General features: G+C 60.7%; 21 protein-coding genes. 8 read left to right on the top strand and 13 right to left on the bottom strand.

Annotated features, from left to right (window positions below; all coding sequences use genetic code 11):
• Nucleotides 1-27: 27 nt before the first annotated feature.
• Nucleotides 28-846 (bottom strand): sugar phosphate isomerase/epimerase family protein, encoded by an 819-nt coding sequence (locus ELH03_RS04825; RefSeq protein WP_128402280.1) that lies wholly within the window; start codon nt 844-846, stop codon nt 28-30.
• On the opposite strand from ELH03_RS04825, the gene ELH03_RS37245 reads away from it, so the two are divergent.
• Together ELH03_RS37245 and ELH03_RS04820 are read left to right on the top strand one after the other, a co-directional pair.
• On the top strand, nt 845-1,126 hold the full coding sequence (locus ELH03_RS37245) for a hypothetical protein (RefSeq protein ID WP_164902614.1): 282 nt from the start codon (nt 845-847) through the stop codon (nt 1,124-1,126). The two genes, ELH03_RS04825 and ELH03_RS37245, sit on opposite strands and share 2 nt — an antisense overlap.
• A 141-nt stretch (nt 1,127-1,267) precedes the next feature.
• Nucleotides 1,268-1,735: a cupin domain-containing protein gene (locus ELH03_RS04820; RefSeq protein WP_128411269.1), complete on the top strand. Its 468-nt coding sequence runs from the start codon at nt 1,268-1,270 to the stop codon at nt 1,733-1,735.
• An 18-nt stretch (nt 1,736-1,753) separates the two neighbouring features.
• Here ELH03_RS04820 and ELH03_RS04815 read toward each other — a convergent pair whose 3' ends face one another.
• From ELH03_RS04815 to ELH03_RS04795, 5 genes are read right to left on the bottom strand one after another with little or no spacing between them, the layout of a single operon-like run.
• Complete coding sequence (locus tag ELH03_RS04815) at nt 1,754-2,392, bottom strand: TetR/AcrR family transcriptional regulator (protein WP_128402278.1); 639 nt, start codon at nt 2,390-2,392, stop codon at nt 1,754-1,756.
• Nucleotides 2,393-2,447: 55 nt separating this feature from the next.
• Complete coding sequence (locus tag ELH03_RS04810; RefSeq protein ID WP_130766100.1) at nt 2,448-3,737, bottom strand: alpha/beta hydrolase; 1,290 nt, start codon at nt 3,735-3,737, stop codon at nt 2,448-2,450.
• A 1-nt stretch (nt 3,738) separates the two neighbouring features.
• On the bottom strand, nt 3,739-6,789 hold the full coding sequence (locus ELH03_RS04805) for an efflux RND transporter permease subunit (protein WP_130658584.1): 3,051 nt from the start codon (nt 6,787-6,789) through the stop codon (nt 3,739-3,741).
• Nucleotides 6,786-7,883: an efflux RND transporter periplasmic adaptor subunit gene (locus ELH03_RS04800; RefSeq protein ID WP_197727712.1), complete on the bottom strand. Its 1,098-nt coding sequence runs from the start codon at nt 7,881-7,883 to the stop codon at nt 6,786-6,788. Before ELH03_RS04800 ends, ELH03_RS04805 begins: the two co-directional genes overlap by 4 nt.
• 1 nt (nt 7,884) lies before the next feature.
• Nucleotides 7,885-8,949 carry an efflux RND transporter periplasmic adaptor subunit gene (locus ELH03_RS04795; RefSeq protein WP_128402274.1) on the bottom strand — a complete coding sequence of 355 codons (1,065 nt, stop codon included), beginning with the start codon at nt 8,947-8,949 and terminating at the stop codon, nt 7,885-7,887.
• Nucleotides 8,950-9,070: 121 nt separating this feature from the next.
• On the opposite strand from ELH03_RS04795, the gene ELH03_RS04790 reads away from it, so the two are divergent.
• A complete protein-coding gene (locus ELH03_RS04790; RefSeq protein ID WP_233942092.1) occupies nt 9,071-9,754 on the top strand; it encodes a TetR/AcrR family transcriptional regulator in 684 nt (227 codons plus the stop codon).
• A gap of 1,271 nt (nt 9,755-11,025) precedes the next feature.
• On the opposite strand, the gene ELH03_RS04780 is transcribed toward ELH03_RS04790, so the two are convergent.
• The 4 genes from ELH03_RS04780 to ELH03_RS04765 form a co-directional block, all read right to left on the bottom strand.
• Nucleotides 11,026-11,925, bottom strand: coding sequence for a DUF2092 domain-containing protein (locus ELH03_RS04780; protein ID WP_233942090.1), 900 nt, complete (start codon nt 11,923-11,925; stop codon nt 11,026-11,028).
• Between the two features lie 131 nt (nt 11,926-12,056).
• Nucleotides 12,057-12,839 carry a 3-hydroxybutyrate dehydrogenase gene (locus ELH03_RS04775; RefSeq protein ID WP_128411275.1) on the bottom strand — a complete coding sequence of 261 codons (783 nt, stop codon included), beginning with the start codon at nt 12,837-12,839 and terminating at the stop codon, nt 12,057-12,059.
• A 26-nt stretch (nt 12,840-12,865) separates the two neighbouring features.
• Complete coding sequence (locus ELH03_RS04770; protein WP_130766099.1) at nt 12,866-13,624, bottom strand: acetoacetate decarboxylase; 759 nt, start codon at nt 13,622-13,624, stop codon at nt 12,866-12,868.
• A gap of 28 nt (nt 13,625-13,652) precedes the next feature.
• On the bottom strand, nt 13,653-14,831 hold the full coding sequence (locus ELH03_RS04765; protein ID WP_128411277.1) for a patatin-like phospholipase family protein: 1,179 nt from the start codon (nt 14,829-14,831) through the stop codon (nt 13,653-13,655).
• 183 nt (nt 14,832-15,014) lie between these two features.
• Here ELH03_RS04765 and ELH03_RS04760 point away from each other — a divergent pair, with 183 nt between their 5' ends.
• Entirely contained in the window at nt 15,015-15,701 is a 687-nt protein-coding gene (locus tag ELH03_RS04760) for a TetR/AcrR family transcriptional regulator (RefSeq protein ID WP_028733821.1), read from the top strand.
• Nucleotides 15,702-15,827: 126 nt separating this feature from the next.
• Nucleotides 15,828-16,277 (top strand): hypothetical protein, encoded by a 450-nt coding sequence (locus ELH03_RS04755; protein WP_128411295.1) that lies wholly within the window; start codon nt 15,828-15,830, stop codon nt 16,275-16,277.
• A 235-nt stretch (nt 16,278-16,512) separates the two neighbouring features.
• On the opposite strand, the gene ELH03_RS04750 is transcribed toward ELH03_RS04755, so the two are convergent.
• Together ELH03_RS04750 and ELH03_RS04745 are read right to left on the bottom strand one after the other, a co-directional pair.
• Entirely contained in the window at nt 16,513-17,019 is a 507-nt protein-coding gene (locus ELH03_RS04750; protein ID WP_128411278.1) for a P-loop nucleotide/nucleoside kinase family protein, read from the bottom strand.
• 225 nt (nt 17,020-17,244) lie between these two features.
• A complete protein-coding gene (locus ELH03_RS04745; RefSeq protein ID WP_128411279.1) occupies nt 17,245-19,626 on the bottom strand; it encodes a methyl-accepting chemotaxis protein in 2,382 nt (793 codons plus the stop codon).
• A gap of 1,014 nt (nt 19,627-20,640) precedes the next feature.
• On the opposite strand from ELH03_RS04745, the gene ELH03_RS04740 reads away from it, so the two are divergent.
• The 3 genes from ELH03_RS04740 (at nt 20,641) to zwf (ending at nt 24,464) form a co-directional block, all read left to right on the top strand.
• Nucleotides 20,641-21,915, top strand: a complete 1,275-nt coding sequence (locus ELH03_RS04740) for a hemolysin family protein (RefSeq protein WP_130766097.1) — start codon at nt 20,641-20,643, stop codon at nt 21,913-21,915.
• A gap of 125 nt (nt 21,916-22,040) precedes the next feature.
• Complete coding sequence (gene tam, locus ELH03_RS04735) at nt 22,041-22,811, top strand: trans-aconitate 2-methyltransferase (RefSeq protein WP_130766096.1); 771 nt, start codon at nt 22,041-22,043, stop codon at nt 22,809-22,811.
• 135 nt (nt 22,812-22,946) lie between these two features.
• Nucleotides 22,947-24,464, top strand: a complete 1,518-nt coding sequence (gene zwf, locus ELH03_RS04730) for a glucose-6-phosphate dehydrogenase (RefSeq protein WP_130766095.1) — start codon at nt 22,947-22,949, stop codon at nt 24,462-24,464.
• A gap of 15 nt (nt 24,465-24,479) precedes the next feature.
• On the opposite strand, the gene ELH03_RS04725 is transcribed toward zwf, so the two are convergent.
• Nucleotides 24,480-24,803, bottom strand: coding sequence for a hypothetical protein (locus tag ELH03_RS04725; protein WP_130766094.1), 324 nt, complete (start codon nt 24,801-24,803; stop codon nt 24,480-24,482).
• Nucleotides 24,804-24,881 lie beyond the last annotated feature (78 nt).

Raw genomic sequence — 24,881 nt, 5'->3', positions numbered from 1 at the left:
GAGGGAGAGCGGGACGAGCAACAGGCCCTATTGAGCCACGCCGATCGAGGCGAGATAGGCAGCAGAAGCCGGGATCTTCGACTTATCCTTGATCTCGATGATGAGGCGCGGATTGCTTTCGAGTTTGGCAAGGGCCCTAAAGACGGCGTGCCAGTGGATCGAGCCTTCGCCGAGGCTCCAATGGCGATCGGCATATCCGTCGGCATCCTGCAGGTGGACATGCTGCAGGCGATTGCCGGCGGCCTTGACGTAATAATCGACCGGCGGAGCCCCGGTATAGCCATGGGCATAATGGGCGTGGCCGGTATCGATCGAGACGGCGACTGCAGGCGAATTGAAGCTCTCGGCAAGCACCACGCGAATATGCGGATCCTTGTCCTCGATGTTCTCGATGACCATGGTGCAGCCGATATCCTCGGCGCGCCGGACGGCGTCGCGCAGGGTCATGTGCGTGCGCTCGACCAAAGCTTCGCGGGCGCCGGCATTGTCGTCGAGGTTGTTGTAGGACCAAGAGGTGTAAGGGCTGTGGATGACCATATGCGTCGCGCCGATAGCAGCGCAGACATCGAGGCCCTGCAAGAGGCGCCTTGTGACGATGGCGCGGATATCGGGATCTTCCGAGGCGATGGTGAAGCCCCAGAACGGGCCGTGAATGCCGAGGCGGCCGCCATGACCGTCGAGAAGCCTTCTGGCGCGGGCGGCAAGCGGCGCCCAGTCACCGTTCAGAATCTCGGCATCGACGAAGCTCTGCAATTCGAGATCGCGGGACTTTTCGAAGAGCCAGTCGCGGTGAAGTTCGACTTCATCGAGCGTCATGGCGGCGCCGACGACGGGAAGAGTGGACATGGATGCGCTCCATCAATGTGAATGCCGGGACGGCGTGGAAGGACGGCTCCAAGAACGGCCGCCGCGTTCTATGCGCCCCTTCTGTGTCGGCGGTATTACAGGCGCCGAGCCTTTCGAACTCTCCGGCCTCAGTCATTTCCGCATAGCTGATGCGGCATTGGCGGACCTTGCGGAAACGCCCCGAAGTACCGATATCGGCCTCGACAGTCTCGTGACGCAGTGGCGCGCGAGCGGCGCTGAACCCCTGGCAACGGAGCCGTTTGTTCATCGCTTCGGCTGACGTAGCGCGCTTCGTTGAAGCGCGTTCGGCGATGTTACCCCCAACAACAGGGTGGGTTGTCAAAGGCGGCGCAAAGGTCTAACGGCTGCGCCCGCAAGAAAAACCCCATAAGAAGAAGCCCTGTAAGAAAAAGAAAGAGACATGATGTCCAACTCATTTGTGAAAATGCCTGCGAGCGACGAGGCAAAGCGGTTTTTCGTCCTCGGCGACCGGGTCGAGCGGCGGCTTAGAATCAGCGGAACCTGGCTCAATATCTTCGACGTCACCGTGCCATCAGGCAGCCGGACGCCGAAACATGCGCATGCGAGCCCGGAAGTGTTCCGCATCATCGAGGGACGCTTGACGATCTGGCGCCTGAGCGATAGCGGCACCGAAGAGATCGAAGCCAGCGCCGGCGACATCGTCACGATCCCGCCCTTCATGGTGCACGGCTATTCCAACCGCGGAACCGTCCCCGTGGTCTTTTCCGCGGTCGTCGATCATGAGATGGCCGAGTTTATCGAAGCGGAAGGCACGACCGAGCCACCGAAGGCCAGCCCTTCGGCGGAAACCATCGCTCGCATGACTGCGGCAGCCAATTCGTACGGGATCACCATCCTCGCGGCCTAGCGGCCGCATATGGGGGCGTCATTTCGCGGCCATGCTCTCCTCGCCTGGGGAGCTTGGCCGGAGAGCTGCAACTGCAAAGGAAACGAGTTCATGAGCTGATAGCTGACAGTGACTCGAAGGCAGGGCGCCAATAATTCTTGGGTCCCATAGGGAGATGATTGAGGCGCAAAAGCAGGATGCGGCCGCGTCAACATTCCTCGGAACGAACTCTTCAGTCGCGATGCCGGCGCAAACGAGCTCCCTCACATACGCCTCAAGTCGCTTCAGATGGTCTCTGAATGATGGCCAACTGCCGTCTGCGGCGAGAACAACGAGGTCGAACATCTGGCTGTCGCCGTGACGTGCCTGCAGCATCAGGCGGTGTTGTCCGAGCGCGGTTTCTTTCAGGCGGCTCGCCGCACTGGTGAGCTCGCCGTCGGCAGACGGCGTGAAGCGGAGGTCAGTTTCGAAAAAATTCCCGGCAATGGCATCCCAAATCGCCGCCTTGGAGGGGATGATTTTGTACACACTTGCCGGCGACTTCCCCAGCAGTCGAGCGATATCGACGACGTTTGTTTTCGTGGGCCCGTACAGCCGGCACGCTGCCGTGCCGGCTTCGACGATCGATGAGATGTAGTCAGCTCGCGGCTGGTTTTTTACAGTCGTGCCAACTTCCATTTGCCAATCCTATCTAGTCCGCATGCTTGACGAGTCTGATCGAGGCGGCTGACGATCAGTACGCAATTTGACCATCCACCATCTTTCCCCCATTCGAGGAGAGCTCCCGCTTCAGGATTTCTCGCGCCTCCGGGCTGATGACCGCGACTGGAGCCGCAACGGCTACGCGCGCTGCCGAGCCGGCGAAATTGGCAGCCGTCATCCCGATCTGATCGGCAACGCTTGCCTTTCCGCCCTCGAGGCTCTGCCCTGCCAGCCGCCGCCCGAGCAGGCGCACGATCTCAGGACTGTCGGCGAAGGCATTGTGGCCGAGCGGATCATTCGTCGCGATGGCGCTGGTGTCGATGACGGAAACGCCGAGTTGGTCGAGAAGAGGCGCATAGGGTCTGAGATCGGACCCGCCGACGCGGCTGACGCCACCCGATAGCCAGCTCGACATCTCCAGCGCCTTGTCACGTGTCGATGTCAGGATCACAAAGTGCGGCCGCTTCGGCCCCATCTCGGTGAACTGGCGACGGAACACGTCGATGTCGATGTCCGGCGATGCGAGAACGACGTTCTTCACCTTCGTCGGGATTGATTTCTCGCGCATGGCGACGCCGCGCAGCGCCTCGGCCGCAAGCCAGCCGCCCATGGAATGGGCGAGGATCGTCACATCGGAGACGTCGGGACTGTTCACAGCCTGGAGGATCAGATCCTCCAGAGCGCGACGCGAATAGTTGGCGCTCTCCTTGTCGTAGAGGTAATCGAAGACACGGCCCCTTGATGGCCAGGTGAAGAGGATCGGTGCGGCGTCGGTTCCCGAGTCATGGACGATCTGCGCGAAGCGGAAGACGGCATCGGCATAGGTGTTGTTGAAGCCATGCACGAAAATGATGACCTGATGCTTCGTGTTTCGATTCTTCCGGTACCAGTCGAACGCTTGGCCCTCGGATTGCACCTTGGCAACCTGCGTGACCGCAAACTCCCTTTGCGGGTTGGGCGGCATGCGGGACGGCCACTGCACCTCTCCGATCTTGCGGTTCCGATCGGGCGGGATGGATACGTCGACGCTGTTAAGGGAAATCGCCGTCCCGCGGTCGCCGGAAAAGAGTTTGCCGGGATCCTCCGAAGGCTTGCGTGTCGTGGCGACGAGCATGGTGACCCGGCTCGTGCCGGCCGGGGCCACGGCGAGAGGCTGCAGGACATCCTGCACCCGGTTGGCGCAACCCGATGTAACGAGTGACAGGGCCACAAAGACCGGGACGGCTCGGCCCACGCGGGCAGCGATCGCCTTGCCGAACCCAAATCCAAAGCCGGTGAGACCCTGGGCAATGCGCCCAGGGAGTGAGAGGGATATGGTCATCTCAGTGCTGCTCGGCTTCGCGAGGAATCCGGAACCAGGCGACGTAGAGCGCCGGCAGGAAGAGAAGCGTCAGCGCCGTTCCGACGACGATCCCACCCATCATCGCGTAAGCCATCGGACCCCAGAAAATCTCATGCGAGATCGGGATCAGGGCCAGAGTCGCGGCCGCGGCAGTGAGCATGATCGGCCGCATGCGGTGTTCGGTCGCCTCCACCACCGCCTTCCATGCCGACATTCCCTCTGCGCGCAGCTCCTCGATCTGCACGATCAGGATCACGGAGTTGCGGATGAGGATTCCGACCAGCGCGAGCACACCCAGGAGTGCGACGAACCCAAGCGGCGAATTGCTGGCGAGCAGTGCCACGACGACGCCGATAAGGGCGAGCGGAGCTACCGAGAAGACCAGGAACAGCCTGTGGAAGCTCTGAAGCTGGATCATCAGCAGCGTCGCCATGATGACGAACATAGCCGGCGCCACCTTCGCGATCGGACCTTGCGACTTGGCGCTTTCCTCGACCGCGCCGCCGATCTTGACCGAATACCCGGCCGGCATCGTCTTTTCGAAAGCCGAAACCTTGTCGGAAAGTGCCTTCACAACGGTCGCCGGCTGCGTCGCATCGCCGATCCCGGCCTTGATCGTGATGGTCGGAATTCTGTCGCGGCGCCAGATTGTCGGCTGTTCGAGCTCGTAGTGGAAGGTTGCGACCGATGACAGCGGCACGGATTGACCGCTGCTGCTCTGCAGTTGCAGGTCAAGCAGGGTGTCGATCGAGCCGCGCTCCTTTTCCGCGGCACGGCCGATGACATCGACCAGATAGATGTCGTCCCGGACCTGCGTTACGGCATTTCCTTGTACGACAGTGTTGAGTGCCATTGCGATGTCCTGGGACGAGACGCCGAGCTGTCTGGCCTTGTCCTGCAGTACGTCTATCTTGACGACACGGGCCGGCTCGTTCCAGTCGAAGGCAATGTTCCTGAGGGAAGGATAAGTGCCGACAATCGAGCCCAGCTTCTGTGCCAGGTCGCGCACCGTCTGCAGATTTTCGCCTGACACACGGTACTGGATCGGCTTGCCAACCGGAGGCCCGATGTCCAGAAGCTTCACGTAAGCGTCCGTTCCCGGAAACGTCTTCTGAAGGTAGGTTTCCATCTGCTGCTTCAGCTTGTCCCTGACGTCCAGTCCCTTGGTGACAATGACCGTCTGGCCGAAAGAAACGTCAGCCGGCTGCACGTCGAAGGAAAGAACGAAGCGCGGCGCACCCCTCCCAACATATGTCGACCAATGCTCGATGCCAGGGTTGCCAGTCAGCATCTCCTGCTCGAACTGGGCCATATGGCGGCTCGTTTCGGCGATCGAACTGTTCTGCGGCAGGTTCCAGTCGACGATCAGTTCCGGACGGTCAGAGCTCGGGAAAAATTGCTGTTGCACCATCGACAGGCCAACGATTGATCCAGCGAAGAGAAGGACCGTTGCGACGATCGTCATCCAGCGCCAGCGCAGGCAGAATTGCAGCAGGTTCGAAAACGCCTTCGCAAACCGACCCTTATGCTCAGCGTGCTTCTTCATTGTCTTTGGTAAAATGGTCACCCCGATCAGGGGCGTGAACACGACCGCGACCACCCATGAAACGACGAGCGAAACCGCGATGACGACAAAGAGCGTGAAGGTGAACTCGCCGGCGTTGCTCTTGTTGAAAGCGACGGGGATGAAGCCCGCGACCGTAACCAGAGTGCCGGTCAACATGGGAAACGCAGTCGATGTGTAGACGTAGGTGGCGGCCTTCGTGAGACTGTCGCCCACTTCCAGCCGTGCAACCATCATCTCGACGGCGATCATGGCGTCGTCGACGAGGAGGCCGAGCGCGATGATCAGCGCTCCAAGCGAGATGCGCTGCAGCGATATGCCGGTGTAGAACATGACCATGAACGTGATGGCGAGAACGAGCGGGATTGCGATTGCCACCACCAGGCCGGCCCTCATCCCCAGACTGATGAAGCTGATCGCGAGCACGATCGCGACTGCCTCGAACAGGGCTTTCGTAAAGCCGCCGACTGCCTCCTCAACCACCTTCGGTTGGTCGGATACCTGTTCGACGGAGACGCCGACCGGAAGCTCCTGGGTGATTTTGCTCATCGTCTTGTGAAGCGCTTCGCCGAAGGCAAGCACATTACCGCCCGTCTTCATGCCGATCGCGAGCCCGATGGCGGGCTTTCCGTTGAAGCGGAAGAGCGACGTCGGCGGGTCGACGTAGCCACGGGTGATCGTGGCAACGTCGGTCAGCGGGAAGAACCGGTCGTTGACCCTGAGATTGATCCCCCGCAGGGTGTCTTCAGAGATGAAACGCCCGCCGACCCGCAAAGCGACCCGCTCCGGCCCCGTTTCGACAAAGCCGGACTGGGTGACGGCGTTCTGCGCCTGGAGCGTGGCAATGATGGCGGAGCGGTCGATGCCGAGGGCGGCGATCTTGCGGGTGGAGAACTCGAGGTAGATCACCTCGTCCTGCGCGCCGACGATGTCGACCTTGCCGACATCGGGGATATTGAGGATCTGCGTTCGGGCACCCTCTGCGAAATCGCGCAGTTCTCTCTGGCTGAGGCCGTCTGCCGTGAAGGCAAAGATATTGCCATAGACGTCGCCGAACTGGTCATCGAAGAAAGGTCCGACCACGCCTTGGGGGAATTCGTGCTTGATATCGTCAATCAAGTTGCGGACGCGCGACCAGGTGGGCTTTACATCTCGCGCGTTCGTATCCGGCAGCAAATCGACGAAGACGATCGTTTGACCGGCAGTCGTAATGCTGCGGGTATGTTCCAGTTTGTCGAGTTCCTGGAGCTTCTTTTCGATGCGGTCGGTAACCTGCTGCGTCACCTCCTGGGCAGAAGCCCCCGGCCACTGGGCCTGGATCACCATCGTCTTGATCGTGAAGGACGGATCCTCCTCGCGGCCGAGCCCGAGATAGGCAAAGGCGCCCGCCACCGCGAACATGATCATGAAGTACCAGACGAGAGAACGATGCTCGAGCGCCCAGTCAGAAAGGTTGAATTTGTTCACGGGCGTGGCTCCTGTCCGAGTTGCACTTTCTGTCCATCGGTGAGTTCATCGACTCCGGCGATGACGATCTCTTCCCCTTCCCGCAGGCCCGCTTGAACCAGGACAGAACGGGGGGCGGACGCCGGACCTTCCAGTTCAACCACTCTCGGAGTGACAGTGGCTGTCGAGCGATCTACCACCCATACCTGGCTGGTACCGCCTTCATGGCGAATGGCGGAGAGCGGCAGCGTGATCGCCTGCTTCCTTTCTCCGACAAGCGGCGTCGCAGTGACCACGGCGCCAAGGCGGAAGATGTCCGGCGCCTGATCGATCCCGATCTTCAGCCGATAGGTGCGGGTATTGGGATCGGCCTGCGGTGCGATCTCGCGGACCACGCCAGTCGCCTGGATCCTGCTGTCGAGCTGGAGGGCGACGTTGAAGCGGTCGTCCAGGCGAACGCGACTGAACTGCGCTTCCGGCACGTCGACGACAACGTCGCGCTGCTCGAGGCGTGCCAGTTTCAAGACCGGTTGGCCCGCCGAAACGGTCTGGCCCATTTCTGCGGACGTGGCGGTCACGACGCCATCGAACTCGGCCCTCAGGTCGGCGTAGCCTAGCTGCTCGCGCGCCTTCGCAAGGCTGGCCGTCGCTTTCGCAGCATTGGCGGTAGCCGACTTGAGCTGCTGTTCGGCAAGATCGTGATCGGCAACGCTCGCCGCATTGCTTTGGACGAGCCTTCGCTTGCGCGTTTCCGTCGTCGTTGCGTTCTCCAACTGCGCCTGGGCGTTGCGGAGTTCGGCCTCCGCACTCGTGACCGCGAGCCGCAGAGTGAGCGGATCGATTTCCGCCAGGACATCGCCCTTGTGCACAAGGTCACCGACATCGACCTTGCGAGAGACCATTCGCCCCAACGTCCGAAACGCCAGGTCGGTCTCGATGCGGGCTCGCACCACGCCGGGCAAACTTACGATTTTGTCCTGTTCGGCCGCGGCCATGACGACTTTGACAGGGCGGGGAGCCGTCTCCTCCCCTGCGACGGAGCTCTGATCGCAGCCTGCAAGCAGCGACACTGACAGAAGAAGCGGGAGAGAGGTATATATGCGATTGAGGGTCATCTCACTTGCCTTCCCAGGCGACGGCCTGGCCTTCCTTGAGGAACTTTCCGCCTTCGGTGACGATCAGGTCTTGTGCGGCGACGCCGCCGGTGACGACGAAATCGCTTTGGCGATATCGGTCGACCGAGATCTTACGGAGCGAAACGGATTGGTTTTGAGTGTTGACGAGCCACACGGCAGGTTCGCCCCCGGCTGATGCGATCGCGGTATAGGGCAGCACGATTCCGTCGCGCGGCGAGGCGCGCAGCTTGCCCACGACAGGCGTTCCGAGCGGCCATGGCGCGCCGTCCTGCAGCCCCACCTTGATCCGGATCGTGCCTGCCTTCGCGTCTATGACGGGAGAGACCTCGCGAATGCTGGCGTGGACGTCGCTCGCAAGGTCGGAGACCGGTGCGACCTCGACATCGTTCAGCGGCCGGCCATCCAGAAAGAACGCCTCGAAGACGTCGAACACTGCGTCTCGTGGCCCGTCATGGGCGAGCGTGAAGGCCGACTGCGCTGCTGACACCACCTGCCCGGCTTCGATGCTGCGCGCCGTGATGATGCCGTCCGCGGCGGCCTTCAGCTCGGTGTAGGACAGAGCGTCCTCTGCCGTCGCGAGCGCGGCCTCGGCGGCCTCGAGGGAAGCCTGTGCGCTCAGCAGCTCCTTCTGGGCATCATCAAAGACCGCCCTCGGAACGGCCTGCGACTGCAGGAGTGATTTCGCCCGGTCGAAGGCGAGCGTCTTCTGCGCAACGACGGCCTGCGCCGATGCCAGCGCGGCACGGGCGACGCTGACGTCCGCCTGCTGTTCCGTGTCGTTGAGCCGGGCGAGGACGTCGCCGGCGTGGACATGCGACCCGACGTCGACCCTTCTCTCAAGAACCCGGCCGCTGACGCGAAAGGAGAGTTCGGTCTGGACCCTTGCCTTCACCTCGCCGGTGATTTCCGCACCCGGTTGATACTGCGCGTTCGACGCCGCAACGACGCGGACCTGCTGCGGCGGTGGCGCAACTTCAGCTTTCTCTTCGCAGGCAGCCAGAACTGCGCAGGCGAGACCAATTCCCAGCAATCGAAAGGACTGCATTTTTTGCTCCTAACAGGCCATCGCCCGATGTTGACAACGCCCACTTAATGGCTAAAGTAGACGATGTCAACATCTCCATCAGAAAATGTTGACACACGCAACATTGGCATAGGTGAAGCAGATGCGGTTAGCCGCCGGACAGCCGAACAATTCCAATTGGATGATGGAACGAGTTGTTAAAAAAACATCGCGGGCGGAACGGAAGGCGCGGCGTCCCCATGAAATACTGGAGGCTGCGTTCGAGGAGTTTGCGGCAAAAGGTTATGCGGCAACGCGAGTTGAAGACATCGCAACCCGACTGCGGATAACAAAGGGAACGGTCTACCTCTATTTCCCGACCAAGGATGATCTTTTCCAGGAGATGTTTCGTCACGCGTCCACGTCGTCCGCAGACCTATCCACCGCCATCGGCAGCCTTCGGGGATCCTGCGCCGATAGGATCCGCGACCTACTGCTTATCGCTTATGAAAACACGGCCAACGACCGAAAGACGAGAGAACTCCTGCGCCTGTCCGTCGCCGAAGGAACTCGTCTTCCCGAAATGGTCGATTGCCGTCATGAGCTATTCATCGCACCGACGCTTGCAGCCCTCACGGCCCTGGTCGAGGAAGGCGTGAAATCAGGAGAGTTGAGACATGATACGGCCACAGATACGCCTGACGTGCTCGCGAGTTCGATTTTTCAGATTGCCGTCTGGCATCTCATGCTTGCCGATCGAAAGCCGATCGACGGCAGGGCGCTTATGGAGGCGCACATTAACCTCGTTATGAACGGGCTTCTGCGGCGTTCGAAACGAATGGCCTGATTTGGCGAGGTGCGTCAGAGCGGACGGAGCTGTGCAGTTTTCGATGCTGGCAAAGGCCGGATACGCCGTGCGACGTATCCGGCCTTTGCCTCTTCCCATGCTGAGCTGAATCTAATTGCCGCTAGGAACGCGATTGTCATCCGACGGCGGGACTTCGCCCGTGACCGTGATGTTTCCCTGGATCTTATAGACCATCCGTAGATTGGCGGCCGCAGCCTGAAGCCAACCGACCGCATCTTCCGATGACCATGCCGTGCCCTCCGGCGGCAGGCTCTCAAACAGGCCGGCAATCAGCGGATTGACAGACTGGGACCTGCCATTGCCGCCGCTCTGGTTCGACCCGCCCTCTCCGCTGCCAACGGGCCGGTCGGAGCGGCTCTGATCGGAAGAGCTCGCATATTCCCCGCCAGATGAACCTGAAGACCTGGCGTGAGACGAACCCGAAGAACCCCCGCGAGACGAACCCGACGACGCCGCGTTAGCAGAGCCCGGAGCGCTGCTGTGGGACGAACTCGAGGACGCTGCACCAGAGGAACTCGCAGTAGATCCAGACTGATCTCCACTGGAAGAATACGTCGTTCCGCCTGTGCTCGAGGCGGCCGCAGCTCCGACGGCGACGCCTGCCGCATACCCGCCCAGGACGTAGGCTTCGCGGCGAGAGTATCCACGGCCATAGTCTCCACCGCCGTAGTCTGCGCGGCCATAGTCTCCACGGCCGTATCCGCGCCCATAAACTCCGCCACCATAGTCAGCGCGGCCGTGATCTCCGCGGCCGTAGTATCCGCGGCCAAAGTATCCGTTGCCGTTGCCAGAGACCTTGAGATCACCTGAGTTGTTGACGGTGAGGTTGCCTGAGTCCTTCGCGACCATATTGCCCCCGGAGTTCATGAAGGCGCGGTTCCCGCTGATGTTACCGCCTGAATTCAGCGTATTGCGGATCTTTCCGGAGACGTTGCTCCCTCCGCGGCCAGGCCCTTCCGCCAATCGCCCCTTTGCGCCACCGACCTTTGGCATACGAGTACGAAGGTTCGCCGGCGGACGGTTCTGGGCGCTCATCGGCGGGCGGCCGTGGCTCGCCAACGGCGGACGTGGGGTGCGGCCCATCTGCGGACGTGGGGGGCCGCCCGGCCCGCCCGACGGGAAATGCGGCGGCCCTCCAGACGGCAGGGGCGGCGGGCCGCCAGGGGGCGGCGCAAACTGAGCGAAGGCAACGTCCGACGTGATGGCCGTTAAAGCGAGAAAAGCAAGGCAGGTGCGCTTGAGATGGTTCATCACTTCCTCCCTTCGGTTCCCGACGCGACGGCGGGTGTCGGGTCGATCTTTTTCACATCCGCAGGAGGTTCAAAGGTGAATTCGGAGTCGGACAGAGGGGGCTGGGTCTTCCAACTGGTGAATTCGGCAACGAAGCTTGGTTGGCCCTGCAGCAACGGATAGGTGACGACCAGACGATGCGGCGTCGCTGCGCCATTTTTCTCAACCCACAATTCGAGATCGATGCCGGACTTCTGAGAGAAAAACAGATGCCGGCACTCGACCCCGTCGATGGTAGCAGTGCCCACTTGCCAGGCGGCCATGGCATCGCTCAACAGGACTTTGTCCGGAGAGGCTGCAAAAAGCACGCTGAGCGGAAAATCGACGTCCAGCTTGGTTGCTGCCTCGTTGAGCGCAGATGGTATGTCGCCCGATGCCGGGATCGTCGCGTAGTTCTTGCTGTCCGGAAAGAAGACCGACGCCGCCTTGCCGTCGTAGAACAGATCGTGCTTGCCGTCATCGCCGTTGAACTCGACGGCGATCCGGTCGGGACGACGCACGGTGATTTTCATCGTATGGAAGATGTGAAGCGGTTGTCCGGACTGATCCAGGTAAATGCTGATTGTTCTCGCCGTGATCGTCAGGTCCTTGGCAAGGAGCGTCTTTCCCATCTGCGAAACGGCGGTCGCGGCCTCGTCGCTGACCGCTTTTTTTACGGGCGGAGTCGGCTCATCCGCTCGGGCTGTCGGCAGCGCGGCGAATCCTACGATCATGCCGAGCGCGGTAGTCCGGAGCGCATTCCGCAGTATCGCGGTCACGCGGCGCACGCTTGCGCCGTCAACAGACGGACTGGTGGCGACAGATGGTCGCCGGGCCATCAAGAAGGCCCTCCGCAAACCATTACAGACTTCCATGTTCATTTCCTTTGATATTCAAAACGAGATAGCGCGAGCTCACTGTGGCTCGTCGCGAGATAGAGTTGGTCCGGGTGCTGGAGCGTTCCTGTCGCGCGGCGCCGCAACGGGTGTCGTCCGTCTGTCCGAAATCGATCCTACTGCATGAACCAGCCGTGGCTCACGACCAACGACTGACCCGTCATGGCATTGGACCTGGCCGCCGCGAAATAGAGAACAGCGTCGGCCACATCATCGGTGCTGGTAAACTCGCCGTCGACCGTATCCTTGAGCATCACCGTCTTCACCACCTGCTCCTCGCTGATGCCGAGCTCCCGTGCCTGCTCGGGGATCTGTTTGTCGACGAGCGGCGTGCGCACGAAGCCGGGACAGACCACGTTGGCCGTGACGTTGTGCTCGGCTCCCTCCTTTGCCAGTACCTTGGCCAGTCCGATCAGTCCGTGCTTGGCCGTGACATAGGGCCCCTTCAGCTTCGAGGCTTCCTTGGAGTGCACGGAACCCATGTAGATCACCCGGCCATAATTGGCGGCATACATGTGCTTGAGGCAGGCGCGAGTGGTTAGAAAGGCGCCGTCGAGATGGATCGAAAGCAGCTTTCTCCAGTCCGCGAAGGGAAAGTCGACCAGCGGCTTGACGATCTGGATGCCGGCATTGCTGACCAGCACGTCGATCCTGCCGAACCTGGCGATCACCTCGCCAACGGCGTTTTCCACCTGCTCTTCGTCGGCGACGTTCATCGCCACGGCGAATGCATCGCCGCCGTTGCTTTTGACCTCGGCGGCCGTTGCGTTCGCGGCGTCAAGATTGAGGTCGGCGATCACGGGAATGCCGCCTTCGGCTGCGAAGCGAAGCGCGATCTCCTTGCCGATGCCGCTCGCGGCTCCGGTGACAATCGCCACTCTTCCATCAAATCGAGACATGGATAGTTCCTTTCAGTTGCGGGAGATCAGTCGTTTTGGAGGTAGTCGAACACGACCTCGCCGAGGCCGAGCGTCAGGTCGGCGATATAATGGCTGGCCGACGTGACCTCGCGCACGGGTAGACGCGCGACGTCGCACATTGCGTGTTCGAACAATTGCAGGGCGGCAGGTCCGGCCCATGCGCCCTTCAGGGTCACATCCTCGAGATAGTAGCGCACGAGTTCGCAAATCCGGGGCGAACCGTCGACGTGCGGGATGATCTTCAACATGAAGGCGGGCTTCGCCATTGCCTTGGCCAGCGGCTCTAGCGGGAGTTCCCGATGCTTGTAGCCCATGGTCGCCCTCACGCAGAGAACCGAGCCATAGTGCAGCGTTCCGACGAGCGTCTCCTGCTCGTGCGACAGTTTCGGCGTTGCCAGCTTCTTCGGAAAGCCCCAGATCTCACGGCCGCCGGCGATCGGAGAGTTGTCGTCAAGGTACATGGCATGCACGTAGCTGCCTTCCTGCACCTTGCCCGATGGCGTCGTGAAGCGCACCGGAATGACCTGCCCGGTTTCCGTATAGTCCCCGAAGCCGGTCGAATCCGGCATGCGGATGAATTCATAGGCGACGGTGTCGCCGATCACTTCCAGCGGCTCCGGCACGACGGCGCGCAGGGCCTCCAGATCGGCCCGGTAGTTGATGACGACAAATTCGCGGTTGTAGAACTTGTAGGGTGGCCTCGGATAGGCCGGATTGTTGAGCGGCATCGCGAAGGCATTTTCGCGGACTGCGGCGATCTTCATGGTCGTGCTCTTCTCTTTGGGTGAAATCTCAATCGAAGTCGAAAATGGCGACGCCGTCCGGCGTGCCGGGCCGCTGCAGCACCTGGGGGTGGCGCAATGTTTGAAGGGCGTCGTTGTAGCCGGAGGCCCAGTGCTCCTCCATCGTCAGCCGGGAGAACTCGTAATCCTTGGAGCTCGCTTCGTATTTCTTGGCGCGATATATGAGCTGGACGATGTTGTAGACCTTCTCGTCGGCCTGATCGACGAGCAGCTTGATCTCGGGATCGGCTTGCAGCAGTGCGTCCTGCGGGACGAGTTCGACCAGATGGCCGAGTGCGCGGCGCAGCCGCTGCTGCGTCTTGAAATGGTCGGTCGCCGCGCGTGTGCGGCTTGAGAAGCGGATATCCTTCTGCCGCAGTTCGATTCCGAGAAGGTCACGCGGGAACTCGCCACTCGCGCTCCAGAGATCGACCTGAAAGGCCAGCGTGTCCTGGCGCGGCGCGTTATCGAGGACCCATTGCAGCGGCGTGTTGGAGATGAGGCCGCCGTCCCAGTAACACTCGCCGTCGATCCTCGTCGCCGGGAAGCCAGGCGGCAGGGAGCCGCTCGCCATGATATGTTCGGGGCGGATATCGTGCGTCGTGGTATCGAAATACTCGAAGTTGCCGGTGCGTACGTTGACGGCGCCGACGCTGAAACGCATGGCCCCTGTATTGATGCGGTCGAAGTCCACCAGCCGTTCCAGCGTCGCCTTCAGCGGTGCGACGTCGTAGAAGCTTTCCGCCTCGATGCTGCCGGCGGATGAAAAGAATGGTGGCACCGGACGGGGCCTGAAGAAGCCCGCGGCGCCGTCCATAAGGGTGGCGAAGGCATGTGCCTGATTGAGCAGGCCACGCGCGAAATCACCCTGGAGCCCCATCGCCCCTAGCATCGCCGAAAACAGAGTGGGAAACCCGTGAGCCGGGGCGGTTACCGTCTCCCAGAAGCTCCTGAGCGCCTCCACTCGTCTTTCAGGCGGATTGCCGGCGATCAGAGCGCTGTTGATGGCACCGATGGAGATGCCGGCGACCCAGTCAGGATGCAGACCGGCTTCGGCCAGTGCTTGATAGACGCCGGCCTGATATGAACCGAGCGCCCCTCCGCCTTGCAACAACAGCGCGATACGCTCGAATGGCGGACGCTCCGCTATGCGGTGTCTCTTGTTTTTGACGGGATGTTGAGCGGCCATCAATGTACCTTTTTTGTTGTAGCGTCCGTAGGCGCCGATCGCGTGCTCGTATTGCGCCGAAATAGTAGACGGAACGGGCGCGCCACATGTTGACAACGCCCACTTAAAGATGAGAGTAGACAATGTCAACATCACTCAGTCAAAAATGTTGACACGAGCAACTTAAAAACCTAGTGGACGAATATGACCAAAGATATTTCCACCACAGAGCAGCGCCCGTATCATCATGGCGACCTGCACAGGGCGATCGTAGAGGCTGCACTGGATGTCCTCAGCGAATCCCAGAGCACGGAATTTTCGCTGCGGGAGCTCGCCCGACGAGCCGGCGTCAGTCACAACGCCCCCTACAAACACTTCGCCGACAAGCGCGAATTGCTGGCCGCCGTCTCGGCAGTCGGATTTGAGCTCCTTGCGAAGCGGATGGCCGATGCGACGAAGGAACTCGACAGTCCGCGCGAGCGGCTGGCAGCTATAGCGCGCGCTTACGTTTGCGGCGGCGTCAACAATCCAGCGCTCTACAGATTGATGTTCGGCGGCTACCTTGGTGGCCAGGACAATGGGCGCCCTGCGATCGAAAGAACTGCGGCCTACAGCATGAAAGCCGTTGTGGTAGAGGCGATATGCGACGGCGCTCTTGGGCGCCTCATTCCCAACACCGCGGCAAACACGCGTACGATCGATGGTGCCATTCTAATATTCTGGTCGCAAATGCATGGACTGACCTTGCTGCTGGTAGACAGCCTCGTCGGCCCCAGCGGCAAGATTGAAGAGCTGAGCGAGGGCGTGTTGCAAGGCATGCTCGACGGATTGGCGAATTGTATCCCGGAAATACCAGTCGGCGTGTGGGTGGGGCCTCCGCTTGCAGAGTAGAACCTCCCAAGCCTCGCGCTGGTAAACCTTTGAATTTTTGACCAGCACGCCTGGGCATTGGGGCTGGTCGGCGATCCGCCCTGTTATTTACGTGTCGCGCGCGGCTCGTTCCGAGAGGAGAATCTCATGGACGCATACATCTCTGCTCTGATGGGTCTCGCCGGCATCGCGATTGGCAGCCTGACCTCATTTGCCAGCACGTGGATGACGCATCGATCACAGGTGAAGGAAAAACAACGCGAGGCCGAGGCTGTCAAACGCGAAAAGCTGTTTTCGGATTTCATCGCGGAAGCCACGCGGCTTTACGGTGACGCACTAAGCCACCAGAAGGACGACGTCTCCGACCTCGTGCTGCTTTATGCACTGGTCGCCCAGATGCGTCTGATCTCATCCCGACCGGTCGTGGATGCAGCCGAGCTGGCAATGGTAAGGATCGTCGAAACCTATTTGACGCCCAATCGCTCGCTCTCTGAAATCCGCGATCTTGCCCGCTCCGGCGCGATGAACTTTCTCCTCGATTTTGGCGAGGCCTGCCGGGCAGAATTGGCGACAGGGCACCTGTCTACCCGACGGTAGGATTTTGCGGAACTCGGTAGAAAGCTAGCCACGTTCGGCGCAAGCCAGCCAAGTGAAGGAAGACGCGTGATCGCCGCCGCACATTGATTCCCGTATCTTTACAGCCTCTGCCGAGGCCACCGGGCAGACAAAACCGGAATCGCGACCCAGGAAGGCGGCCGCTATAGGACGCTGCGATGAGATCCGCCTCGCCTCACGTGTCGGCTCGGGTCGGGTCGGAAACGAGATCATTCCTTCATCGCATCGCCAGCGATTTCAACCGGCTCACCAGTTCATCCAAAGCCGCTTCGACCGTTTTCGAAGCGGTATCGATGACGACTGCATCGTGCCATTCGTCATAGGCTCTTTCGGAAGTCTCTTGCCATGTCGGCTTTACCAGACCTTCGACGTCGGTGAGGCGCGTTTCAACACGGTTGCGGTGCTCGACTTTGTCCGAGCAAACGACCTCGACCTCCGCCGCCGTCACCCCAGCGGCTTGTGCGACGGAAAGCCACGCTGACCTGGTTATCCGAAGCGGGTTGACGGAGTCGGCGATAACGGTCCTGCCGAGAGTCAGATTGTCCCCGGCAATACCGTAAGCCACGATATAGCCTGCAGGCCCGGCATCATCGGCAATTCCGGAGGCACGGATTGCCTGCTCGATGGTATCGACGCGCACATGGACAGCATTCAACCGCTCAGCCAAAGCGCGGGCGATCGTCGTCTTTCCACTGCCAGGCAGACCACCGAAGATAATGAGCATCGTGACCTCGTCGTTTTTGGAGAGGCTCCACGAGAACGTCAGAGCAGCTCGCGGTCAGCGCAATACTTCACCATTGGGACCTGGTTCGCAATTCCTTTGTCAGCACCTCCTTTGTCAGCACCGGTTTTCACCACCGGGCCTCAACGACGGTCCATCCGAGCGCTTCGTAAAAACTGACATCGTCTCGCGCCGCAAAACCGCTGCACAGTTTTGCGCGACATGCTTCTAGAACTCTTCCCAGTTGCCCTCGGTCGAAGCCGGTGCAGCTGAGGTGCCGAAGGCGGCTGCGAGCTTGCCGCCGAGTGCACGGGCCGGTGACGGAGCGGGCCTGGCATGGTCGGTGGCCGAGGCGGGAACCGGTCTGCGCATCGAAAGCGTCGCCGCGACCGGGCGTGCCAACGGCTTGGCAGTTGTCCGAGCGGAGGGGGCCGCCTTTGCCACCTGGCCGAGATTGAACTGTGCCAGACGCTCCGAAAGGGCAGACACCTCCGTTACCAGCGTGTGCGAGGCGGCATTCGATTCCTCGACCATTGCGGCGTTCTTCTGGGTCGACTGGTCCATCTGGTTGACTGCCGTGTTGATCTCCAGAAGACCCGTCGACTGTTCACGGGCGGCCTGGACGACTGCCTGGACATTGCTGTTGATCTGCTGGACTTCGGCAACGATCGCCTGCAGCGCCTTGCCGGTCTGGCCGACGAGATCGACGCCACGCTTGACCTGGTCGCCGGACGAGGTGATCAGTGCCTTGATCTCCTTGGCGGCGGTGGCCGAGCGCTGCGCGAGTTCACGCACTTCCTGTGCGACGACGGCGAAGCCCTTGCCGGCCTCCCCCGCACGCGCCGCTTCTACGCCTGCATTGAGGGCCAGCAGATTCGTCTGGAAGGCAATATCGTCGATCACGCCAATGATGTTGGAGATCGACTGCGAGGATTGCTCGATGCCGGTCATGGCGTTAACGGCATTGCGCACGATCTCTCCGGACTTTTCTGCGCCATCCTTGGTGCGGCTGACGAGCGTTCCCGCCTCCTCGGCGCGAAGGGTGGAGTCCTTGACCGAGGTGGTGATCTGCTCGAGCGCAGCGGCGGTCTCCTCGACGGAAGCGGCCTGCTGTTCGGTGCGGCGGGCGAGATCGTCGGCGCCCGAGCGGATTTCTTCCGAACCGGCCTGAATGACGGCAGCGTTTTCGGAGAAGGAAATCAGGGCTGCCTGGAGCTTTTCGACGGACGCATTGAAATCGACGCGGATTTCGTCAAGGGAGTCGGTAAATGGCTTTTCCAGCCGGACGGTCATATCTCCGTTGGAAAGGCTGGCGAGGCCGTTTCCGAGTTCGCTCACCGCGAACTTGATCGAATCCTCACGGGCGGCATGGAGGACGGAACGTTCCTGTCGTTCGATTTCTTCGCGGGACCGGGAGGTTTCCGCATCGGCCTCGAGCTTGATCTTCTGGCGATTGCTTTCCAGCAGGATGGCGAGGGAGCGTGAGAGGTCGCCGATTTCGTCCTTGGCATTCTTGTCGTTCAGTTGCACGTCGAGTTGGCCATGGGCGATGCGATCAGTCTCGGAGATCACGCCCTCTATGCGGCGGATGAATTTGCGGGCAATGAGCCAGCCTGCGAGTCCGAGCAGGAGGGCAGCGATGGCGGTGATCGCAACGGCGCTCCAGGCCATGTTGTTGAGTTGGGCAAAGACGGTGGATTTGGGCACCGAGACGATGGCGTACCAGTTGAGGTCATTCGTGAGCTTTACCGGATAGGCGACCGAGAAATAACTCTGGCCGTCCGGGCCTGCGATCTCCTGCGCGACGCCGGGCTTGGCGATCAACTGATCCCAACCGGCGGTGAGATCACCGCCGTCCTTGATATTCTTGCCTGCGAGCTCGGCGGAAGGATGGCTGATGATGCTGCCGGCGCCCGTCACCAGGCTGAGATAGCCGGTCTCCATCGGGTGGACTGCCGAGATCGCCTTGTTGGCATCGTCGAGCGAAATATCCATGCCGGCGACGCCCAGCGCCTTGCCATCGACCATGATCGGCTTTGCGACCGAGGTCATCAGCACGTCCTTGCCGTCGACCGCGTAGACATAGGGTTCGATGACGACGGTCTTTTTCTGGGTAAAGGGAAGCTGGTAGTAGTCGCCGGCGCCCGGCACGCCATAATCGACCAGCGGCGTGTGCTGAATCTTGTCGCCACTGCGCACCCAGTAGGGCACGTAGCGGCCGGTCGTGTCGTGGCCTTCCTTGCCGACGTAATCCTTGTCCTTGCCGTCGAAGGCATTCGGTTCCCAGCCGGTCCAAACACCGAGCGCCATCGGATTATCCTGCAGCATGTTCTTCAGCAGGTCGTCGGCGGTCGCACGACTGGAGTTTCCGCCTTCCTTCATCGTCGACAGCGACGTTTCCAACGTATTGACGATGCCGAGCGCCACGCTCATGGATTTCTCGACGTTGAGCGCGTTGGTGGCAGCAATCTGGAGCATCTGGTCGAGGCTCGATTTGCGCATATCGTTATAGGCGATGTAAAAAAGAACGCCCGATGCCGCGATCGTGGCAATGACACCGCAGGCCGCCACGGAAAAAATGTTGCGTCCGGTAGCCGATTTGAACTGCATGCGCGTACCTCCTCGATCGGGCATGTCGTCGATCGAGCCTCGATCTATTCCGTCCCGGATTCCCCTCACCGAGAACTGATTTCGGGACGTGCCTGCACGCCGAGGAAATCGTTCGCAATTGAAAGAAAATACGAAGAGGCTGTTAATTTACGGTGTATTGCGCCAGCTTTACTTATGAGCTGGGCAGCTGTTCACGGGCTTAGCTTGATTTGCCATAGGCTCCAGCGCCGCGCGTCTTTTCAGACGTGTAAACAATGCTGTAGCACTTTGAATTGATGCATGATTTTGTCCTTGGCGCCACCTCGTTACCGGATCGCCATTCCAGCTCGTGGGGACGCGCCGCAGCCCCCACGCTCCATCCTCTAAAGCTCCATCGGCCAATGGCTCAATCATTACCAAGCGCTCTTTGCAGAAACGCGGAAAATCCGCCGAAATCCTCAATCAGAACGAGGTGCTGCTGTCCTTTTCAAAACTGTCACATCAAGAGGCTATAAGGATTTTCGCCCGGCGCCTCTTGCGCCGAAAGCGTTTCACCGCCAAAATTGCGACATGCCTGACAGCGACCCATCCAGTACAAGCTCCGCCCGCTCCAATCGGGATCTCCCGGCCGAAGAAGCTGGCGACCATTGTAGATGGTGCGATGACGTCCGCCTCGCCTCAGGCATTTCGAGGCTGCCGCAGAGAGGGCCGCTCCCCAGACCATTGCCAATGACGGGCGGCCGCGAGCCTGTCTGGTTTTACCGTTGGCCTATGACTTTCACTTCAGAGGAGCGGTCTTTCATAGCCATGACCGCGTTTGATCATTGATGTTCTTCGATCGGATTTCCGACCCTTCCGCCTGGGTCGAGCTTACCATCCACGGAATTCGAAAGACTGATGGAACCTACACTGATGTTAACACGATGATGGAAAGACGATAGGCGATGCATATAGGCGTCTATATAGCGTCCCTTCGAATGCCTCGCCGCGTCGCCTGATGAATGCGGCATTACAACCTCAACGAATAGGGTCCCTGTGTTTCTGGAAATTGGAATTGTGGCGTTTCTCACCATCCTGAATGGTGTGCTCGCCATGTCGGAGCTGGCCGTTGTGTCTTCTCGAACAGCCCGCCTAAAGGTTCTCTCCGACAATGGAAGCAAGGGTGCAGCTCAAGCGATCAAACTTGCCGAAAACCCCGGTCGTTTTCTCTCTACGGTGCAGATCGGCATCACGCTGGTCGGCGTTCTATCCGGCGCTTTCTCAGGGGCCACGCTCGGCGGCCGCCTGAGCAGATGGCTAGAAGCCCAGGGAATGTCATCGACGGCCGCTGATGCCATTGGCGTAGGTTCAGTCGTTGTGGCAATCACATATCTTTCGTTGATCGTCGGCGAACTTGTTCCAAAGCAGATCGCATTACGGGAACCCGAAGCGGTTGCGGCCAAGGTCGCACCAGCTATGGCGGTCCTTTCAAAAATCGCACTGCCACTCGTGTGGCTTCTCAACGCCTCCGGAAATCTTGTGCTCAAGCTCTTGGGCCAGGCAGGAAAAGGTGGCGACAATGTCTCTGACGCAGAGATCAAAACTGTTCTGGCCGAGGCGCAGTCGGCTGGCGTGATCGAAAGCGAAGAGTCCGCGATGATATCAGGCGTCATGCGGCTGGCGGACCGCACTGCCCGAGCGCTAATGACGCCCCGGCGGGACGTCGAAATTATTGATATCGACGACAGCCTCGATGAAATTCGGACCCAGTTGCACCGGACGAAGCGGTCGCGGTTGCCGGTTCGAAAAGGCAGTTCGGACGAGGTGATCGGCATCCTTCCGGTCAAGGACTTCTACGACTCGATGTCCGAACACGGCACTGTCGACATCAAGGCTCTGACGCAAGACGTCCCGGTGGTTTCAGACCTTTCAACTGCCATCAATGTGATTGAAGCAATCAGGAAATCGCCCGTTCACATGGTGCTGGTTTTCGACGAGTACGGCCACTTCGAGGGGGTTGTCTCCTCAGGTGACATTTTGGAAGCAATCATGGGAGCTCTCCAGGAGGGACCTATCGATGAGCAAGCCATCGCTCGTCGAGACGACGGTTCTTACCTCGTGTCCGGCTGGACGCCGATTGACGAATTCGCTGAGTTCTTAAATCTCAAGCTCGATGACGATTTGGAATATCAGACTGTGGCTGGCCTGGTGTTGGAAGAGTTGAAACATCTGCCGGAATTGGGTGAGAGCTTCACGAGAGATGGATGGCGCTTCGAAGTCGTCGATCTCGACGGGAGGCGCGTGGACAAAATACTTGTATCGGCTGAGTGAAGACCGGTGGGTGCCTTCGTCGCCGGCGACTTCGCCGATGAGATGGTCAAGCTCGACGGCCGCAACATCGACAAGATCCGCATCCACCACATGGACGATGTGGCCTGACAGCAGGAGTGAACGCCATGGCATGGTCCGCCAACCAATATGTAAAATTCGAGGACGAACGCACGCGACCGGCGCGTGACCTGTTGGCACAGGTGCCCCTGCAAAGCCTTCGCCACGCCGTCGATCTCGGCTGCGGCCCGGGCAATTCGACCGAGCTGATCATCGAGCGCTATGGGGCGGACGGCGTCTCCGGCGTCGACAGCGACATGAACATGCTGGAGGCGGCCAGCAAGCGGCTTCCTGCCACTGCCTTCGTCGAGGCCGATCTCGGCATCTGGCAGCCGGACGAACCCGCCGACCTGCTGTTTGCCAATGCCGTCTTCCAATGGCTGCCTGATCATCTCGATATTTTCGACCGGCTGATGGACGGGCTTTCCGAAGGCGGCGTGCTGGCCGTGCAGATGCCCGACAATCTCGGCGAACCCTCGCATCTGGCGATGGAGGAGACGGCGCATGCCGGCCCGTGGAAATCCGCCTTCGAGGCGAAGAGCGTGCGCCGCAAGGTGCTGCCGCCGCCGTCCACCTATTACAGCCGGCTGATCGCCAAAGCTTCGCGCGTCGATATCTGGCACACCGTCTACAATCATCCGATGGCGGACGCGGCGGCGATCGTCGAGTGGGTGAAGGGAACAGGGCTGATGCCCTATCTCGCCCATGCCGGCGAAGAGCATCGCGAGGCATTCCTGGCGGACTACCTCCAGCGGGTGGAAAAGGCCTATCCCAAGATGTCGGACGGGCGGGTGCTGCTGCGGTTTCCGAGGATCTTCATGGTGGCGGTGAAAGGGTAATCGGCCGCCCGCCAACAAGGTGACGTGAGCTCAGCCACTCCGGATGGTGTCAAATGCCTGTTATCCCTCGCCTGCATATGTTGCGGCAAAACCAGCGCGCAGTATAGTCGGCCGCAAAATCCAAGGAGATGACACATGGACGCTGCCCCTACCCCGCCGGTCACCCTCGTCATCTTCGGCGCCACGGGAGACCTGACACGCCGCCTGCTGGTGCCGGCGATCATTAATCTGACGCGCAGCCGCCTGGTGGGCGAGGATCTCCACATTCTCGGCATCGGCATCGAGCCGGGTGACGACGAATTCCTGCGCCGGCGGCTCGACCAATTCCTCAGCCATCTGAGCGGCGAAGAGCCGACGGTGAAGGACGAAGCCTGGGAGAGCCTGCGCCGGCGCATTTCCTATACGTCCGGGGATTTCACGAAGGACGATATTTTCGTCGAGATCGGTAAGCGGCTGGGGCCGAATGCCAATGCCGCCTTCTATCTCGCGGTGCCGCCATCCTTCTTCGGGACGATCGTCGAGAAGCTCGCGGCCCACGGGCTAACCGATGAAAGCGGCGGCGTCTTCCGCCGTGTCGCGATCGAAAAACCGTTCGGCACCGATCTCGCCTCGGCGCAGGCGCTCAATGCGCAGATTCTCGCCCAGGTCGGAGAAAGCCAGGTCTACCGGCTCGACCATTTCCTCGGCAAGGAGACGGTGCAGAACCTGATGACGGCGCGTTTCGCCAACATGATGATCGAGTCCTTGTGGAACAGCCGCTACATCGACCATGTGCAGATCACCGCTGCCGAAATCGTCGACGTCGGCAGCCGCGGCAAATTCTACGATGCGACAGGTGCGCTGCGCGACATGGTGCCGAACCATCTTTTCCAGCTGCTGGCGATGATCGCCATGGAGCCGCCGAACAGCTTCGATGCCGAGGCAATCCGCAACGAGAAAAGCAAGGTGTTGAAGGCGCTGCGCGTCTATACGCCTGAGGAGGCCAAGATGCATGGCGTGCGCGGCGCCTATGGCGCAGGCCCGCTCAATGGTGCTGAGCTTCCGGCCTATCGCGACACCAAGGACGTCTCGGCCGACAGCAGGACCGAGACCTTCGTGGCGCTGAAGCTCTATGCCGATACCTGGCGCTGGGCCGGCGTGCCCTTCTATCTCAGGACGGGCAAGGCGCTGACGGCGCGCGACACCGAGATCGTCATCACCTTCCAGCCGGTGCCCTTCGCGCAGTTTCGCGAGACCGACGTCAAGCGCCGCCTGCCGCCGAACCGGCTGGTAATCCAGGTGCAGCCGGACGAGGGCATGAGCATGGAAATCTCGATCAAGTCGCCGGGGCTTTCCGTCGATACCGTGCCGGTCTCTCTCGATTTCCGCTATGCCGACAAATTCGATATCGCCAAGACGACCGGCTATGAATCACTGCTCTACGATCTCTTCATCGGCGACCAGACGCTGTTCCAGCGCGCCGACGGCATCGAGGCCGGCTGGGCGGCGGTGCAGCCCTTCCTCGATATCTGGGCTAGGGATCAGAGCGTGCCTGACGCTTACGCGCCGGGCAGCATGGGACCTGCCTCAGCCGACGAACTGATCCAGCGCGACAGGCGGCAGTGGCACGAACTCGGCGTCATCCTGCATCACGACAATAAGGACGCCAAATAGCGCCCTCCCCTGGTGTTACTGGTTTCCGTTATCACGGCATGCGGGGCTGACCGAGGCGCCGCTCTTGCCGCCTTCGGTGGCAAGCGCTCCGCGTGCCTTGCGCGGCGGGCAGCGCGCCCAGTCGACCGGACCGCTTGCTGGTCCATTGTCGATGCTGCCGGTTTCGATCGAGTCGAGCGGGATTATCAGCCCGCTTTGCGTTTCGGCTCCCGGGGCGGTGCCGAGCGGCGGCGTGCCATCGATCCGGCCGCTGGCATCCATGCCCATGTTCGACTGGGCAAGAACCGGGGCGGAGAGGCTGAGGAGAGCGATCGACGTTGCTGCAATAAACCTGCGCATGATGCTATTCCCTGTGGTTTCAGCGATGCGACAGAAACAGACGATGCCAGCTCATTGTTCCCCCGGAAACGGGCACGG

It is taken from the genome of Rhizobium beringeri (assembly GCF_004306515.1).
In the GTDB taxonomy this organism is placed as follows: Bacteria; Pseudomonadota; Alphaproteobacteria; order Rhizobiales; family Rhizobiaceae; genus Rhizobium; species Rhizobium beringeri.
The sequence above is the reverse complement of the archived record's forward strand: the minus strand, read 5'-3'. Positions and strand labels throughout refer to the sequence as shown.

What these genes read in the sequence shown, in the direction of transcription:
- ELH03_RS37245 (WP_164902614.1), top strand. Translation starts at nt 845, where the DNA reads ATGGATGCGCTCCATCAATGTGAATGCCGGGACGGCGTGGAAGGACGG.
- ELH03_RS04825 (WP_128402280.1), bottom strand. Translation starts at nt 846, where the DNA reads ATGTCCACTCTTCCCGTCGTCGGCGCCGCCATGACGCTCGATGAAGTC.
- ELH03_RS04820 (WP_128411269.1), top strand. Translation starts at nt 1,268, where the DNA reads ATGATGTCCAACTCATTTGTGAAAATGCCTGCGAGCGACGAGGCAAAG.
- ELH03_RS04815 (WP_128402278.1), bottom strand. Translation starts at nt 2,392, where the DNA reads ATGGAAGTTGGCACGACTGTAAAAAACCAGCCGCGAGCTGACTACATC.
- ELH03_RS04810 (WP_130766100.1), bottom strand. Translation starts at nt 3,737, where the DNA reads ATGACCATATCCCTCTCACTCCCTGGGCGCATTGCCCAGGGTCTCACC.
- ELH03_RS04800 (WP_197727712.1), bottom strand. Translation starts at nt 7,883, where the DNA reads ATGACCCTCAATCGCATATATACCTCTCTCCCGCTTCTTCTGTCAGTG.
- ELH03_RS04795 (WP_128402274.1), bottom strand. Translation starts at nt 8,949, where the DNA reads ATGCAGTCCTTTCGATTGCTGGGAATTGGTCTCGCCTGCGCAGTTCTG.
- ELH03_RS04790 (WP_233942092.1), top strand. Translation starts at nt 9,071, where the DNA reads ATGCGGTTAGCCGCCGGACAGCCGAACAATTCCAATTGGATGATGGAA.
- ELH03_RS04780 (WP_233942090.1), bottom strand. Translation starts at nt 11,925, where the DNA reads ATGAACATGGAAGTCTGTAATGGTTTGCGGAGGGCCTTCTTGATGGCC.
- ELH03_RS04775 (WP_128411275.1), bottom strand. Translation starts at nt 12,839, where the DNA reads ATGTCTCGATTTGATGGAAGAGTGGCGATTGTCACCGGAGCCGCGAGC.
- ELH03_RS04770 (WP_130766099.1), bottom strand. Translation starts at nt 13,624, where the DNA reads ATGAAGATCGCCGCAGTCCGCGAAAATGCCTTCGCGATGCCGCTCAAC.
- ELH03_RS04765 (WP_128411277.1), bottom strand. Translation starts at nt 14,831, where the DNA reads ATGGCCGCTCAACATCCCGTCAAAAACAAGAGACACCGCATAGCGGAG.
- ELH03_RS04760 (WP_028733821.1), top strand. Translation starts at nt 15,015, where the DNA reads ATGACCAAAGATATTTCCACCACAGAGCAGCGCCCGTATCATCATGGC.
- ELH03_RS04755 (WP_128411295.1), top strand. Translation starts at nt 15,828, where the DNA reads ATGGACGCATACATCTCTGCTCTGATGGGTCTCGCCGGCATCGCGATT.
- ELH03_RS04750 (WP_128411278.1), bottom strand. Translation starts at nt 17,019, where the DNA reads ATGCTCATTATCTTCGGTGGTCTGCCTGGCAGTGGAAAGACGACGATC.
- ELH03_RS04745 (WP_128411279.1), bottom strand. Translation starts at nt 19,626, where the DNA reads ATGCAGTTCAAATCGGCTACCGGACGCAACATTTTTTCCGTGGCGGCC.
- tam (WP_130766096.1), top strand. Translation starts at nt 22,041, where the DNA reads ATGGCATGGTCCGCCAACCAATATGTAAAATTCGAGGACGAACGCACG.
- zwf (WP_130766095.1), top strand. Translation starts at nt 22,947, where the DNA reads ATGGACGCTGCCCCTACCCCGCCGGTCACCCTCGTCATCTTCGGCGCC.
- ELH03_RS04725 (WP_130766094.1), bottom strand. Translation starts at nt 24,803, where the DNA reads ATGCGCAGGTTTATTGCAGCAACGTCGATCGCTCTCCTCAGCCTCTCC.